This window comes from bacterium (assembly GCA_023150945.1).
Taxonomy (GTDB): domain Bacteria; phylum Zhuqueibacterota; class Zhuqueibacteria; order Zhuqueibacterales; family Zhuqueibacteraceae; genus Coneutiohabitans.
Map to the genome: position 1 here is coordinate 150785 of JAKLJX010000013.1, position 14727 is coordinate 165511.

At 59.8% G+C, this 14727-nt stretch carries 11 protein-coding genes; 5 read left to right on the forward strand and 6 right to left on the reverse strand.

Annotated elements, in window-relative coordinates:
- Window position 1: 1 nt before the first annotated feature.
- From L6R21_17345 to L6R21_17355, 3 genes are all read right to left on the reverse strand, one after another.
- Window positions 2–589: a hypothetical protein gene (locus tag L6R21_17345; protein ID MCK6560964.1), complete on the reverse strand. Its 588-nt coding sequence runs from the start codon at window positions 587–589 to the stop codon at window positions 2–4.
- A 51-nt stretch (window positions 590–640) separates the two neighbouring features.
- Complete coding sequence (locus L6R21_17350; GenBank protein ID MCK6560965.1) at window positions 641–1210, reverse strand: hypothetical protein; 570 nt, start codon at window positions 1208–1210, stop codon at window positions 641–643.
- 108 nt (window positions 1211–1318) lie between these two features.
- Window positions 1319–1927, reverse strand: coding sequence for a hypothetical protein (locus tag L6R21_17355; GenBank protein ID MCK6560966.1), 609 nt, complete (start codon window positions 1925–1927; stop codon window positions 1319–1321).
- A gap of 558 nt (window positions 1928–2485) precedes the next feature.
- Here L6R21_17355 and L6R21_17360 point away from each other — a divergent pair.
- From L6R21_17360 to L6R21_17380, 5 genes are all read left to right on the forward strand, one after another.
- A complete protein-coding gene (locus L6R21_17360) occupies window positions 2486–3814 on the forward strand; it encodes a HAMP domain-containing protein (protein ID MCK6560967.1) in 1329 nt (442 codons plus the stop codon).
- On the forward strand, window positions 3811–5799 hold the full coding sequence (locus tag L6R21_17365) for a TonB-dependent receptor (GenBank protein MCK6560968.1): 1989 nt from the start codon (window positions 3811–3813) through the stop codon (window positions 5797–5799). Before L6R21_17360 ends, L6R21_17365 begins: the two co-directional genes overlap by 4 nt.
- A 20-nt stretch (window positions 5800–5819) precedes the next feature.
- Window positions 5820–6389 (forward strand): YfiR family protein, encoded by a 570-nt coding sequence (locus tag L6R21_17370; protein ID MCK6560969.1) that lies wholly within the window; start codon window positions 5820–5822, stop codon window positions 6387–6389.
- A gap of 159 nt (window positions 6390–6548) precedes the next feature.
- Window positions 6549–8120: an ATP-binding protein gene (locus L6R21_17375; GenBank protein ID MCK6560970.1), complete on the forward strand. Its 1572-nt coding sequence runs from the start codon at window positions 6549–6551 to the stop codon at window positions 8118–8120.
- 75 nt (window positions 8121–8195) lie between these two features.
- Window positions 8196–8957 carry a response regulator gene (locus tag L6R21_17380; protein MCK6560971.1) on the forward strand — a complete coding sequence of 254 codons (762 nt, stop codon included), beginning with the start codon at window positions 8196–8198 and terminating at the stop codon, window positions 8955–8957.
- Between the two features lie 391 nt (window positions 8958–9348).
- On the opposite strand, the gene L6R21_17385 is transcribed toward L6R21_17380, so the two are convergent.
- From L6R21_17385 to L6R21_17395, 3 genes are all read right to left on the reverse strand, one after another.
- Window positions 9349–10767, reverse strand: a complete 1419-nt coding sequence (locus tag L6R21_17385) for a sigma-54 dependent transcriptional regulator (GenBank protein ID MCK6560972.1) — start codon at window positions 10765–10767, stop codon at window positions 9349–9351.
- A 20-nt stretch (window positions 10768–10787) separates the two neighbouring features.
- Window positions 10788–12230: a sigma-54 dependent transcriptional regulator gene (locus L6R21_17390; GenBank protein ID MCK6560973.1), complete on the reverse strand. Its 1443-nt coding sequence runs from the start codon at window positions 12228–12230 to the stop codon at window positions 10788–10790.
- A 446-nt stretch (window positions 12231–12676) separates the two neighbouring features.
- Window positions 12677–14284 (reverse strand): ABC transporter substrate-binding protein, encoded by a 1608-nt coding sequence (locus L6R21_17395; GenBank protein ID MCK6560974.1) that lies wholly within the window; start codon window positions 14282–14284, stop codon window positions 12677–12679.
- Window positions 14285–14727: the final 443 nt, after the last annotated feature.

Sequence of the window (14727 nt, forward strand, 5' to 3'; positions counted from 1 at the left end):
ATCATCTGCTGGACAGGGCGTATTGCGTGAAATGCCAAACCGGCACCGACACGGTTTTGGTGTTGGTATCGATCGTGCCGCCGAGATTGACCCACTTGTTGCTCGCCGGATCAAACCAGCTTATGGAAAGATTCGAAAGTTTGATACCATTGAGTTTGGCGTTGGTGTAGCTGATGGTGACCCGGGCAGGAATTTTGAATTGCGTGCCGTCCGGACCAAATTCGCCCTGCAAATAGGTGTCACTGTCACAGGTGATGCTGATTTCCGTGTCTTGGGCGAGCGCGCCCGCTGGAATATTGATGGAGAAGGCATCAATACTGACGCTGCCGCCTTCGCTGGCACGAATCAGGCGGGAGACTGACCAACTCTCCCAGAGCGCGAGCGCCAGAGTGGATTCGCGGGCCACCCGGGAATCGGGAGCTGAAGCCACCGGCTTGTTTAGGCTGTGCCCGGAGGCCACGGCCGGCGCTTGCTCCGCACCAACCGGGGAAGGCGTCTGATCATCACTGCAACCGCTGCTCATCAGCACCGCCACGAGAAAACCCATCAGCAGCAGCCGGACCGAAGTGGAGGAGAATTTATGCCGCATGACACGCTCCAGTCGTACTATTCACTATCGCCTTGGCGACCTACTGCAAGCTCATTTTACGGAGAGGGTGTATTGGGTGAAATGCCAGACATAGGTCGTGATCGTCTGGCTCACTTGGTCGACGATGCCGCCGGCATCGACCCATCTGTCCAAAGTCTCATCATACCACGCGATGGTCAAACGGTTGATTTCACCTTTTTTGAGATTGGCGTCGGCAAAGGAAATCGTGACTTTGATGGGCACAAGAAACCAGCCGTCGGGTCCATAGTTGGCCTGAATGTAGTTGCTGCTCACATCCGTAATGTAGAATTCCTTCTGCTGTTCGCTGAAGGAATATTTCGAAACCTCCAGGCTGTGGCCCATGTAGGATAGCGAACCGCCGGAGCTCGAGGTCATGACCTTCGAAGCCGTGCCGCCAAAACCGTTGACGCTGCGTGTCCTTCTCGACACCGGCGTGATGGTTGTTGTCGGCGTCGGATCCGTGTTCCCGGGCTTGGCCAGCGACTTGACTTCTGGAGCGGTGACCGGCGAGAGCGGCGCAGGAGCAGGCACTTCGCCGCAACCGATTGCCATAACCGCCAACGCGGCCAGTGCGCCCCAAATCATTCCGTGTTTAAACATGATTTCGCTCCTGTTCAGTTGGACTTTCGCCACCACCCGCATCATCGCGGCGTGGGCGGGCGTGAGAAATCTCTGCAACATGGCTGAGATCTTGCCGGCAGCCGGCGCTCAGCGCGCGGCCAGGCTGTACTGGGTGAAATGCCAGACATGCGCCACTACTTTTTGCGCATGAAAATCGACTATGGTCTCGACCTCTTCCCACTCGCCGGTCTCTTCGTTGTACCACACAATGATCAAGTCGCCGGGATTCACGCCGGTGAGATCAGCCCGGTCATACCAAATGGTGATCTTGACCGGTTTGAGGAACCAGCCGTCGGCGCCAAAATCAACCGCCTGGAATTTGGCGTCGTAGAAATCGCCGTCCGTTGCGAGAATCGTGATCGACATCTCCCGCACTTCGGCAAGCGCGCCCGCCGGCACATCCATGCGATAGTCGCAGTGCTCGAGAAAGCCGCCGGACGGCCCCATTCTTTTGCTTACCGTACCGGTGCAGCTCTTGTCTTTTCTCTTGATGCGCTTGTCAGCCTTGCCATTCAGGTTCATCCTGCCGTTTGCAGGAATGCCATTTCCGCCTTTTGCCAGCGTAGCAGGATGGGCGGGTTGCAGGGGCGAGAGGCCGGCAGGGGCAGGCCCTTGCTCGCAGCCCACCGTCATGACAATGCCGGCGAGAAAGATGGCCTTCCAGAAGGATGAGTTTCCAACACGCAACCGCTTCATTGCAGCTCCTCCGAGCCAGTTCTGTTCACACAGTGCCCGATTCATCCATGATTGATTTGAGTGTTTCGAGTTCAGCCGGATCTCGAAGCAACAGGAAGGTGAGAAGAACGGAAAGTGACGCAGCATGAGGTGGAGACCGTCGCTGGTCTCGGCATGACAATGCCCACGTTTCGGCAACCGCCATGCCATGCGCCGCCCGCATGCTGCACCGGCAGGGCGAGGCTGAAAAAACGGGCTTTAGCATGGCCGCCGCCGGGTGAGGGCGCGGGCTGGACTGCAACGTTTTGTTGCGCCGGCCAGCGACGGCATGAGCGCAGCGGAACGTTTCGTTGCAGAGCGGTTTGCCGGCCGCCCTGGTTTGCCGGACTGCGTCGCTGCGCAGCCGTATATCAATCCTGCGTTTGTGGCCGCCGAACGCTGCCGGCGTGTTGAAATGTCCGGAATTTGCACCACGGCGGACTTTCGGTGCCGCGCCGCAATGGTTTCCGCGTCCGGCAATTTGCATGGTAGTTATAGCAATCAAAGCCCTGCCACATTGCGGGACAACCTGAGCTCGTCATGAACTTGCTGGCCCATCTCTCGATCAAGCGGAAACTGACCCTGATCATCATGCTGACGAGCACCGTGGCGCTGATGCTGGCGTGCGCCGCCTTTCTCGGCTATGAGCTGATCACCTTTCGCAGCACCATCGTGCAGAACGTGTCGATCCTGGCGGACGTCATCGGCGCCAACTCGACGGCCGCGCTGGTGTTCAACGACCCAAAAGCCGCCGAGGAAACCATGGCCGCGCTGGCTGCCGAGGCGCACATTATCGCGGCTGTGATCTATCGCAAGGATGCGCCCGCTGCCTTCGCCCGCTACACGCGGGCCGGCGACCAGTCCCTGCTGCCCATGATCGTGCTGCACAACGGCCATCTCTTCTGGCAAAACCACTTGTTGCTGGCCCGTCCCATCCTCATGGCGAAGCAGCCCATCGGTACGATTTTGCTGCAGAGTGACCTGCGCGCGATGGACGAACGGCTGCAGCGCTATGCCGGCATCATGCTCGCCGTGCTGCTGGCCTCCTCGATCGCCGCCTTTTTGCTCTCCTCGCAGTTGCAGCACGTGATCTCCCGGCCGATTCTGCATTTGGTGGCGACGGCGCGCGCGGTTTCCGAGCAAAAGGATTATTCCGTGCGCGCCCGCAAGGAGAGCCACGACGAACTGGGCTTGTTGATCGACAGCTTCAACGAGATGCTGGCGCAGATTCACGAGCAGGACGAGGCGCTCAAGGCCTCGCTGCGCGAGAAGGAAGTGCTGCTCAAGGAGATTCACCACCGCGTGAAGAACAATCTGCAGGTGATTTCGAGCCTGCTCAATCTGCAATCCGCCTCGCTCACCGAGCCGGCGGTGGCCGCGATGTTCACCGAAAGCCAGAATCGCATCAAATCCATGGCGCTCATCCATGAGAAGCTGTATCAATCCAAAGATCTTGCCCGCATCGACTTTGCCGAGTATGTGCGCAACCTGACCAATCACTTGTACCGCTCCTATGTCGTCAATGCCAGCTTGATCAAGCTCCAGCTCGCAGTGGAAGACTTGCATCTCAATGTCGATACCGCCATTCCCTGCGGCTTGCTGCTCAACGAGCTGGTGTCCAATTCGCTCAAATACGCCTTTCCCCACGGCCGGCGCGGCGAGATCAGCCTTCGGCTCACGCGCTTGACCGCGAGCGAGCTGGTGTTGATCGTGCGCGATAACGGCGTCGGCCTGCCGCCGGGCCTGGATATTCAGAACACCAAATCCCTGGGGCTGAAGCTGGTGCAGATGCTCACCAAGCAGCTCAAGGGCACGCTCACTTGCCGCGCGGAAGCGGGCACGGAATTCCAACTGGTTTTTCCAGCATGATGAAACTCTCACAGAAACACCGGCCGCGTTGCTGGTTGGGCAGCCTCCTCCTGCTCGCCGTACCGGCGTTGGCGCAGGAGCCGGACGAGCTGCTCGGCCGCTCGCTCGATGAATTGCTCAACATCAGGATCAATACCGCCGCCAAATATGAGCAAACCGCCAGCGAAGCACCGGCCGCGGTCACCATCCTCACCGCCGCCGAAATCAAGGCCTATGGCTTCGAAACGCTGGAACAATTACTGCGCAGCGTGCGCGGGTTCTATGTGAGCAATGACCGCAATTACAGCTATGTGGGCGTGCGCGGCTTCAGCCGGCCAACGGACTACAACAATCGCATCCTGTTGTTGCTCGACGGACACACGCTTAACGAGAATTTCTACGGTTCGGCGATGATCGGCACCGAACTGGCGCTCGATCTCGCCGCGCTCGAGCGCGTCGAAATCGTGCGCGGCCCCGGCTCGGCCTTATATGGCACCAATGCCATGTTCGCCGTGATCAATCTCGTGCCCAAGCCGGGCAAAGCAGTGGAGGGCGGCGAGCTGACCACGGCGTTCGGCAGCCTGGGCAGGCGCCGCGCCGGCCTGCGCTTCGGCAAGGAATTCGCCAACGGCTTGGATCTGTTTGTTGCCGGCCAGTGGGCCGAGAGCGACGGCCGGAATCTTTACTATCTCGAATATGATGATCCCGCGACCAACAACGGCATTGCTGAAAATCTGGACTGGGACAAATACCGCAGTCTGTTTGCCGCGCTGGCTTACAAAAACCTCGGGTTTTCCGGCCTGTTCACCGGCCGCGACAAGGGCATTCCGACCGGTGCCTACGCCATTGTGTTCAACCGCGAAGCCCAAACCTCTGACGGCCGGCGCTTCCTCGAGCTCAAATGGAACGGCAGCTTTGACGGCAACAAGAGTTTCCTGCTGCGCGGCTACTACGATCACTATGCCTATGCCGGAAAATATCCCTATGCGACAACCTACCGTGATCTCTCGCGCGGCACCTGGGTGGGCAGCGAAGCACAATTGCTGTGGGACACCGGTGCCAACAACCGCGTGACCGCCGGCGTGGAATATCAACAGCACTTGCAAGCCCGCTATCGCGCGTGGGACCGGCACCAGACGTTTTTCGACGGTGACTTTCCCTTTCACCTCATGTCCTGGTATTGGCAGGATGAGTGGCAAGCTGCCGCGAATCTCGCGCTCACGCTGGGGCTGCGCTGGGATCGCTATTCCACCGTGGGCAGCGCGCAGGCGCCGCGCGCCGCATTGGTTTTTCATCCCCATAAAAGCACGACCCTCAAGCTGCTCTATGGCGCAGCCTTTCGTGCGCCTTCGCCCTGGGAAGTGAACACCGATGATGGGGTTTCCTACAAATCCAATCCTGCGGTTGCTCCCGAGCACATCACCACAATCGAACTGGTCGGCGAACAGCGCCTGACCGCGGCGTGGTTTGGTACGGTTTCGCTTTATCAATACCTCATGCGGGATTTGATCGACCCGGTGGTTGATCCGCTCGACGGCCTGGCACAATTTCGCAATGTCAGCCGCGCCCAAGCCCATGGCGCCGAGTTCGAAGTGAGTCTGCGGCCGCAAAACGGGCCGCGCGGCTCTGCCAGCTACTCTTATCAAAGCGCGCGCGACGACAGCCGCACCCGGAAGTTCCTGACCAATTCACCGCGCCACCTGGCCAAGCTCGGCCTGGTCTGTCCGGTGCCGCGGCCTCTCGAAACCGCGCTGGAAATGCAATATGAAACCTCGCGGCTCACGGTTTACCGTTCGCGCACGCCTGGCTATCTGCTCGCCAATCTGCGCCTCAGCTCGCGCGCCGGTGCGGCCGCACCGGCATGGCTGCGCCGCGTGCATGCGGCCGTGGCGATCAACAATGTTTTCGACGCCAGTTATCAGACGCCGGGCGGCGTCGAGCACCGCCAGGCGGGCATTACACAGAACCGGCGGAATTACCAGGCGGAATTGCGCGTCAAGCTCTAGATCCCGGACGACTGCCCACCATGCGAACCCTGCTGCTTGTGATCGGCTTGTTTCTGCTGGCGACCCCTTTGGGCCAGGCCCAGGAGATGGAAGTGCCTGCCGAGGTGCAATACGCCTTGCTGCACAAGATTCTGGCTTTCGATCGCAACCTGAAGGCGCGGGCCGGCAGCGAGTTGGTCATTGGCATCTTGTATCAAACCGCCTTTCGCAGTTCGCTCTCCTGCAAGGATGACTTCGTCGCGGTGATGGCAGAATCGCAGATCGACAAGCTGGTGGACTTGCCGATCCGGCATGTGCCGATTGCGCTCACTGACGATATCAATCTGGCGGAGGCCGCTGCCCGCAACAGCATCGACATTTTCTATGTGGCGCCCTTGCGCGCCGTCGAATTGAAAACCATTACCGCCGTCAGCCGCAACCGCAAGATTCTCACGTTTACCGGCGTGCCCGCTTATGTCGAGGCCGGGCTGACCGTGGGCATCGGCAGCAAGGGCGAGAATCCCCGCGTCATCGTGAATTTGTCCGCCGCCAAAGCCGAGGGTGTGGAGTTCAGCTCGCAATTGTTGAAGCTGGCCAAGGTGATTGAATGAGAACGCCCTCCGGGCTGCGCAGAAGTCTGCCGTGCAGCTTCCGGATTTGCGCAGTCGCCGGGTTTCGCACGCGAGGCCCGGCAGCGAGAGAAACAATAACGGCCGCACGCAGTTTGCCGCCCTCAGGAATTGACATGCCAGGTAAGAGAAAGTAGTCACATGAATCAGAGTCCGGCTACGAAAATCATGGTTGTCGAAGATGAAACGATCGTCGCGCTTGACATTCAAAGCCGATTGCGGAAGTTCGGTTACGAGGTCGTGGCGGTTTGTTCCAGCGGCGAGGAAGCCCTGGCGCAGGTGCCCGCCGTGCTGCCTGATTTGATTTTGATGGACATCATGCTGGCGGGCGAGTTGGATGGCATCAAAACTGCAGAGCAAATTCGCAGCCGCTACGACTTGCCGGTGATCTTTTTGACCGCCTATGCCGATGAGAAAACACTGCAAGCGGCCAAGCTCACCGAGCCTTACGGCTATGTGTTGAAGCCCTTTGAAGAGCGCGAGCTGCATTCCAACATCGAAATGGGGCTTTACCGGCACAAACTGGAGCGCGAAATCAAGGAAAGCCGGCAATGGTTTGCCACCACGCTGAAGTGCATCGGCGACGCCGTCATTGCCACCGACGAAAAGGGCATCGTCGTGTTCATGAATGCAGTGGCGCAGGCGCTCACCGGCTGGCCGGAGTCAGCCGCCGTGGGCGTGGAACTGAACGCGGTGTTTCGCATCGTGAATGAGACCACGCGCCAGCCCGCGGAAAACCCGGCGCTCCGCGCACTGCGCGAAGGCGTGATTACCGGCCTGGCCAATCACACGATTTTGCTCGCCCAGGACGGCCGCGAATTTCCCATCGATGACAGCGCCGCGCCCATTCGCGACGAGCGCGGCAACATCATCGGCGTGGTGCTGGTCTTCCGCGATGTAAGCGAGCGCAAGCAGGCGGAAGATCAGATTCGCCGCTACAACGAACAACTGGAGGAATTGGTGCGGGTGCGCACCGCGCGGCTGCAGCAGCTCGAACGCCAGCGCCTGGAGAATGAGAAACTCGCGGCCACCGGCCGCATGGCGGCGCGCATCGCGCATGAGATCAACAATCCGCTCGCCGGCATCAAAAATTCTTTTCTGCTGATCAAAGATCACGTGCCGCGCGATCATCCGGACTATGAATTCGTGCCGCGGCTGGAACGGGAGATCGACCGCATTGCCGGCATCGTGCAGCAGATGTTCACGCTCTACCGGCCGGATCGTAATATGACCAAGGAATATCCCGCCAGCGAAGCCATCCGCGACGTGGTGGCGCTGGCCAGATCCGGCGCCCAGGAGGCCGGCGTCACGATCACGGTTGCCATCGAGCAGGCCGGCCAGGCGCGGGTGAATTCCGAAGGAACCTTGCGCCAGGTGCTGTTCAATCTGCTGCGCAATGCCATCGAAGCGTCAGCGCGCGGCAGTGCGATCATGGTGCAGGCCGCGGCGCGCGACGGCTGGCTGAACCTCATCGTGGCGGATCAGGGCTGCGGCATTCCGGAGGCGATTCAGTCACAAGTGTTCGAGCCGTTTTTCACCACCAAGAGCGGATCGGCAACGGGCGGGCTGGGCCTCGGCCTCTCCATTTCCAAAAACCTGGCGGAGGCTTCGGGCGGCGCAATTCGCTTTGAAAGCAAGCAGGGGCTGGGCACTACGTTTCACATTCTGCTGCCGCTCGCGGGCAGCGCACCAACCCGGTCTGAAGACAATTGAACCGCGCCGGCAGCGGGCCGCGCCGGTACCGCCATTTTTACAACAACGTCTTGAAATCCCAATACGGAGACCGCCATGGAGCCTTTGGGCAGAATTTTGATGGCTGATGATGAGGAGACTTTTCTGCAATCCACTGCGGCCTTGTTGCGCCGCCGCGGTTTCGAATGCGATTGCGTGAACGACGCCCCCGGCGCGCTTGCCAAGCTGCGCAGCCAGCAGTATGACTTGATGATTGCCGATATCAAGATGCCGGGCAACACCGATCTCGAGTTGATCAAATCTTTGCCGCAGGTCGCGCCCGGCATGCCGGTGATCATGGTAACCGGCTACCCCTCGCTGGAATCAGCGGCGCAGTCCATTGAACTGCCGGTGGTGGCCTATCTGGTGAAGCCGGTCGATTTCGACCAGTTGCTGGAGCAGGCCAAAATCTCGGTGGAATATTCCCGCACCTATCGCGCGGTGGCCGGCGCGCCGGCGCACGTGCAGGATTGGCGGCTGGAACTGGGCAGCGTGCGCCGGATGATCAGCCAAACCGCGGGGGAAACTGCACTGCCCGGCATCGACGCATTCATGACGCAAACCTTTCGCATGATCGTGCATCACCTCGCCGATATGAAGCACATGGTCGAAACCCTGGCGGTCCGCAGTCTGGAGCAGGACGATGGTCACAAGAGCAGCACCACCCGTTACATGGAACTGGTGGATGTGATTTTCGAGGCCATCTCCGTGCTGGAACGAATCAAGCATGTTTTTCCCTCCGAGGAACTGGATGTGTTGCGTTTGAAATTGAAACGCGTCGTGAAAGGCCAAGGCGGCCTGCTCAAAGAGGAGGAATGACGGCGGTGTGATGCCGGCCGGTGGTTGCCGCGACAGGCGAGATTCTTTTGGGGTAATAAACGGGAGGAGGCCTCGCCGCCGCATGGGCGGGCGGTTTCCTCGCCGCGTCCCAACCCGAACGAGCCGGAACCAAAGAAGGCAAAAGCGCTCGCAAAGACGCGGAGACGCAAAGGCACGCAAAGAAACGATTCGAGTTTTGTCTTTGGTGATTGCGAGCAACAAATGATTAGGAAATCTTTGCGAACCTTTGCGTCTCTGCGTGATTTTTTCGCCCAAAGTGGAAAAAGCCGGAGATTTTCAGAAGTGATACGAAACCCGCATGAATACAGATCAAGATAGCAGCCACCGAACAAGTCTTTGCTTTTATTGCAACGAGTTTACTATTTAGTGACTAAAACTCTGCTTCCTCGTGCGGATTGCCGAGGCGATATTCCTCCATCTTGCGCTTCAAGCGCGGCCGCGAAATCCCCAGGATTTCCGCGGCCTTGGTGCGATTCCACTTGGTGAGCCTCAAAATCTCCTCGATCAACCGGCGCTCACCTTCCTTCAAACTCAAACCATCGGTTGGAATCGCGAGCGGATCAGTGGTTGGCAGAAAAGCCTGAGGGCTGACCGGCTGCATCGGCGGCGCCAATCCCAACGCCGAGCGCAAGTCCGCCAGCGTGATTTCCCCGCCTTCGCCCAACAAGACCGCGCGCTCGACGGCGTGCTTCAATTCGCGTACGTTCCCCGGCCAGGGATATCCCAGCAGGTAATCCTCCGCCTCCGGGCTGAAGCCGTTTACGGCGATTTCATAACTTTGCCGGAATTGCCGCAAGAAATGCCGGGCGAGCAGCAAGATGTCCGCGCCCCGTTCGCGCAAAGGCGGCAGCTCGAGGTTGACGACGTTCAAGCGGTAAAACAAATCCTGGCGAAACTGGCCTGCTGCCACTGCCCGCCGCAAATCGGCGTTGGTGCCGGCGATGATGCGGGTATTTACCTGCAAGTCGACCGTGCCGCCCAGCCGCCGGAATCGCTTCTCTTCGATCGCCTTCAACAGTTTGGCCTGCAGCAGCAGGCTCAGGTCGCCGATTTCATCGAGAAAGAGCGTGCCGCCTTCCGCCAGCTCGAACAATCCCTGCTTGCGCGTCTTGGCGTCGGTGAAGGCGCCCCGTTCATAGCCAAATAACTCGGCTTCCAGCAGGTTTGCCGGCAGGGCGGTGCAATTCACTTCGATGAAGTTGCCCTCGTGTGAGAGCACGGTGGAGGCGTTGTGAATCGCGCGCGCCACCACTTCCTTGCCGGTGCCGGTCTCCCCGAGAATCAAAACCGTGACCCACTTGACCCGGCTGAGGCGCTGGATGCGTTTACGGATTTGCTGCAACTGCGGGCAGGCGCCGAGCATGCCATCCCGCCCGAGCGGGCCGGCATCGGTTGCGGCCGGCACCTCTTCCGGACCGGAGGAATGGCTTATTTTGTGTATCAACTCCGGCAGCCGGCTCAGGTCTTCTGGAAATTTCAGAAAGTCACGCACCCCGCGCTTCAGGCAGCGCACGACCGCCTCGGTCGGCGGGTCTTGCGCCAGCATGATAACGGCCAGGTCCTCCTGTTCCTGCTGCAGCCGTTCGAGGATTTGCAGCGGATCGGCTTCCGGCGCATCGAATTGCAGAAGAACGACGCGCGCCGGCCGTTCGGCGAGCAAGTCGATCATCTCCGCTGTGCCGGCGGTTGTGCGGCAGGCAAAGCTGTCGGCCGGCAGCGCCTGTGCCAGGCGCTGCTGGAACTGGCTTTCGCCGGCAATCACGATTTCGAGTGGTTGATCAAGCGCCATGCTGCCCTGGGAACAGTGCCTTAGACTGCGGTGAGCTCAAAAGCCTTCCGAGGTTGCGCCTGAATTTTATACTCTTCGATTTTGCGCGCCAGCCGGGGCCGCGAGATGCCCAGGATTTGCGAAGCGCGCGTCTTGTTCCATTTCGTCAGGCGCAGGACTTCCTCGATCAACCGGCATTCGCCGTCGCGCAAGGACAAGCCTTCCGGCGGGATTTCGATGGCACGGCTCCACGGGAGCGCGCCTTCGGCCGGCCGGGGCGAGGCGGCCCGCGGCTGAGGTTCCACGCCCAGGGCTTCGTGAATATCGGCAACGTCGATGGCCGCGTTTTCGCTGAGCAGCACGGCGCGCTCGAGCACGTGTTTCAGCTCGCGCACGTTGCCGGGCCAGTCGTATTGCATCAAAGCTTGTTCGGCGGCGGGCGTGAGTTTTTGCGCCGGCGTTTGATATTCGCGGGCATAGGCCGCAAGAAAATGGTGCGCCAGCACGAGAATGTCCCGGCCGCGCTCGCGCAACGGCGGCAGCGTGAGCGTGATGACGTTCAGGCGGTAGTACAAATCCCGGCGAAAGCGCGTTTCTTCGATGGCCTTCTCCAGATGGGCATGCGTGCCCGCCATGATGCGCGTCTTGACTTCCAGACTTTGCGTGCCGCCCAGCCGGCGAATGCGTTTTTCTTCGATGGCCTTCAACAGTTTGGCCTGCAACAGCAGACTCATGTCGCCGATTTCATCGAGAAACAGCGTGCCGCCTTCGGCAATCTCGAACAACCCTTTCTTGCTGAATTTGGCGTCGGTGAATGCGCCTTTTTCATAGCCGAACAACTCCGCTTCCAGCAAATTCTCCGGAATGGCGGTGCAGTTGACTTCGACGAAGGGCGCATTGGCGGGCGTTTCGGCGCTGCCATAGTGAATCGCGCGCGCCACCAGCTCCTTGCCCGTGCCGGTTTCGCCGCGAATCAACACGGTCACCCAGCGGCGGTGTGTGATTTTTTTGATGGTCAGCACCACCTGCTGCATCTGCGGGCTTTCGCCGATCAAGCCCTGCACATCGAAACGATCATGCAACTGCGCGCCAAAGGCCGCGCCTTTTTGATTTTTTTCCCAACGGGCATAGTAGTCACGCAGGGCGGTGTGGAGCTTGACCTTTTCCTTGGGATACTGCAGGAAATCACTGGCGCCCAAGTGCAGGCACTTTACCACGTCTTCAATGGCGGGCGCGGCCGCCACCAGCACCACATTGCGTTTTTCTCCCGTGGCCAGCAACTGGGAAAGCAGCTTGAGCGGCTTGAGCTGTTGCAGATCGAAGTCGATCAGAATCAAGTCCGGTGCGTGCGTGCGTGCCAGCGCCTCTTTCAGCTTTTCTTCCGTGCTGCACTGCCACAGGGCGGCTTCAGGGTTTTCGGCGAAACAAGTTGCCACGGCGTTTTGCAGCTCACGGCCGCCGGCCACGAGAACTTGGAATTTCAAGTCTTTCTCCTTGCATAGATGTTCTCCTGTGCGATCGGTTTGGGGCTGCCCCCTGCCCCGAGTTCAAATATGCCGAATCCCTCTGCACATTCGCACAGGGGCGTGCCACCACTGCTCCCTGCAATATCATGCCAGGACGCCCTGACAAAAAGAAAGGCGCAATCGTAACACTCCTGTGCACCGGTTTTCCTGAGTGTTGCGATTACGCCTCTTCTTGCGGGACGATCTCCGGCCCGAATCGACGTTCTGTTGAATCTCCCGGCACGGGGGCCGGCCATGGCCGCCCGCCGTGCAAACGAGCACGTCCTTGTCATCTCAAACTGCCAGAACGGACAGTGCCTCGCAGAGAATCCACCTGACTATACTCGCAAAACTCTGTGCTGCCGTAAATCAAAGAGAACTATTTTCCGCGCTCGCGCACCGCCGCGGAGGAGCGGCGATGCCAATCATGGGGCGGGCGCTGCCAGCGTCCACTCCTCGACGTTGATCAGATAGCCGCGCACATCCATTTTGACCTGCTGCAGCCGCTGATGCACCACCGCGGGATTCTCCTGCATGTAGAGAAAGACATATGGGCAATCGGCGGCGACCAGGCGCTGAAACGCACGCCAAATCCGGCGGCTGCGCTCGCGGTCATTCTCCTGGCGGCCGGCCACCAGCAGCGAGTCCACCCGCGGATTGTGATAGGAGGTGAGATTGTATCCGTCTGCAATCGCCTCGGAATGCCAAACCTGGGAGGGATTGACGGAGTATCCGGTTTTCCAGGAGAGCAGCACGGTGTCAAAATCGCGCTTTTGCAACACGTCCTCCACCAGCCGGCCGAATTCCAGCAACTCGGGCTGGGCCTGCACGCCGATTTTCTGCAAATCCGCCTGTATCATGACCAGCGCGTCGCTGCGCATTTTGTTGTCGGCATTGGTCTTCATGGTGAAAGCCAGCGCCTGGCCGCGCCGGTCGCGCACGCCGTCACCATCGTGATCCTCCCAGCCGGCCTGTTGCAGCAGGGTGGCCGCCTGCGCCGGATCGTAAAGCTCGGTGGCGAGCGAATCATCATAGGCCCAGAAGTACGGCGGGATCGGGCCGGGCACGACGCGGCCGCGGCCGTTGAGCAGCACTGCGATCAGGTTTTGGCGATTGATGGCCTGGGTGATGGCCTGGCGCACCGCGACCTCCTGAAAAATCGGCCGCTGCAAGTTGAAGGCAAGAAAACTGTAGCCGCGATCGGGATACGTCAGCACGCGCAGTTGCGGCTGTTGGCTCAACTCGCCGAGTTTGTTGGCGGAAACATAGGGTAACAAGTCGATCTCGCCGGCCTGCAGGTTGGCCACCAGGGTATTCTCCTCCGGCACGATGCGAAACACGATGTGGTCGAGCTTCGGTTTGCCGCCATAGTAACGCGGATTGGCGGCAAAGATGATGCGATCATTCGGCCGCCATTCTTGGAGCAGGAACGGCCCATTGCTCACCGGCATGCGATTGAAGGACGCCCGCCGCAATTCCGCCGGCGGCACGCTGGCGAGCACGTGCTTGGGCAGAATTGGAATTTGAATATCCAACATGGCATCCGGATAGGCGCGCTTGAAGGTGAAGCGGACAGTATAAGCATCGAGCGCAGCCACGGAGTCAACCTCGGCGAAGCGGTCACGGCCGGTATAAGCCGTTGCCGGATTGACCGCCAGTTGATGGGTGAAGATCACGTCTTCTGCCGTGGTGGGCTGGCCGTCGGACCAGTACACGTCGTCACGCAAATGAAACGTCACCTCTCTGCCTGCGGCACTGGTTTCCCAGGTGCGCGCCAGCCGCGGCTGCATGGCCAGCGAGCTGTCCAGCTCGCACAAGGTCAAGAACAGCATCTCTTCAATCACGTGCAGCGCGTCGGCGTTGGCGGTTCCCAGCTCCAGCAACGTGTCGAAATCGCTGCTGAGGCCGATCACCGCGGTTTGCGGCAGTTGGTGTCCGGACTGCTGGCTGCAACTGAGGAAGGCCATAACTGCCAGCAGGACCAGCCCAAGCCGGCCGCGGCGGGTGAGCCACATGTTCAAGTGTGAGAGCATGGGAGTTATCCAAGTAGTCTGTCGGTACTGTGAGGTTTGTTGAGAAGGTCTGATGTGGGGGAGTTCCGCTGCTGTCGGTAATCGTCCTGGTGTGAGGTGGCAGCATCTCGGAAGGAGGCGGAATCTCGCCTGCCTGGGGGCGATTTTCCGCGCCGGTCATGGCCGGATGAGGATGTGGTTGGGCCAAACGGCCGTACGAGAGCTAAGACCCCGCAGAAACCAAAGCCATTCGAGAACAGCCCATCCTCAGAGCCTGCGCCGCGCCACACAGCCTGTCCCTCGTGAACGCGATTCAATGCACGAATATAAGGGCATTCACGGCGGATGCGGAAAGGTATTGCGCAAAAGCCAAATTGATTCCGCATCTGCCGGGAAAGTGTTTTATAATTCAGGCAATTGGGACTCGCCGAGCGAGCACGCCAGGTCTTGCTTCCGCACCGCGT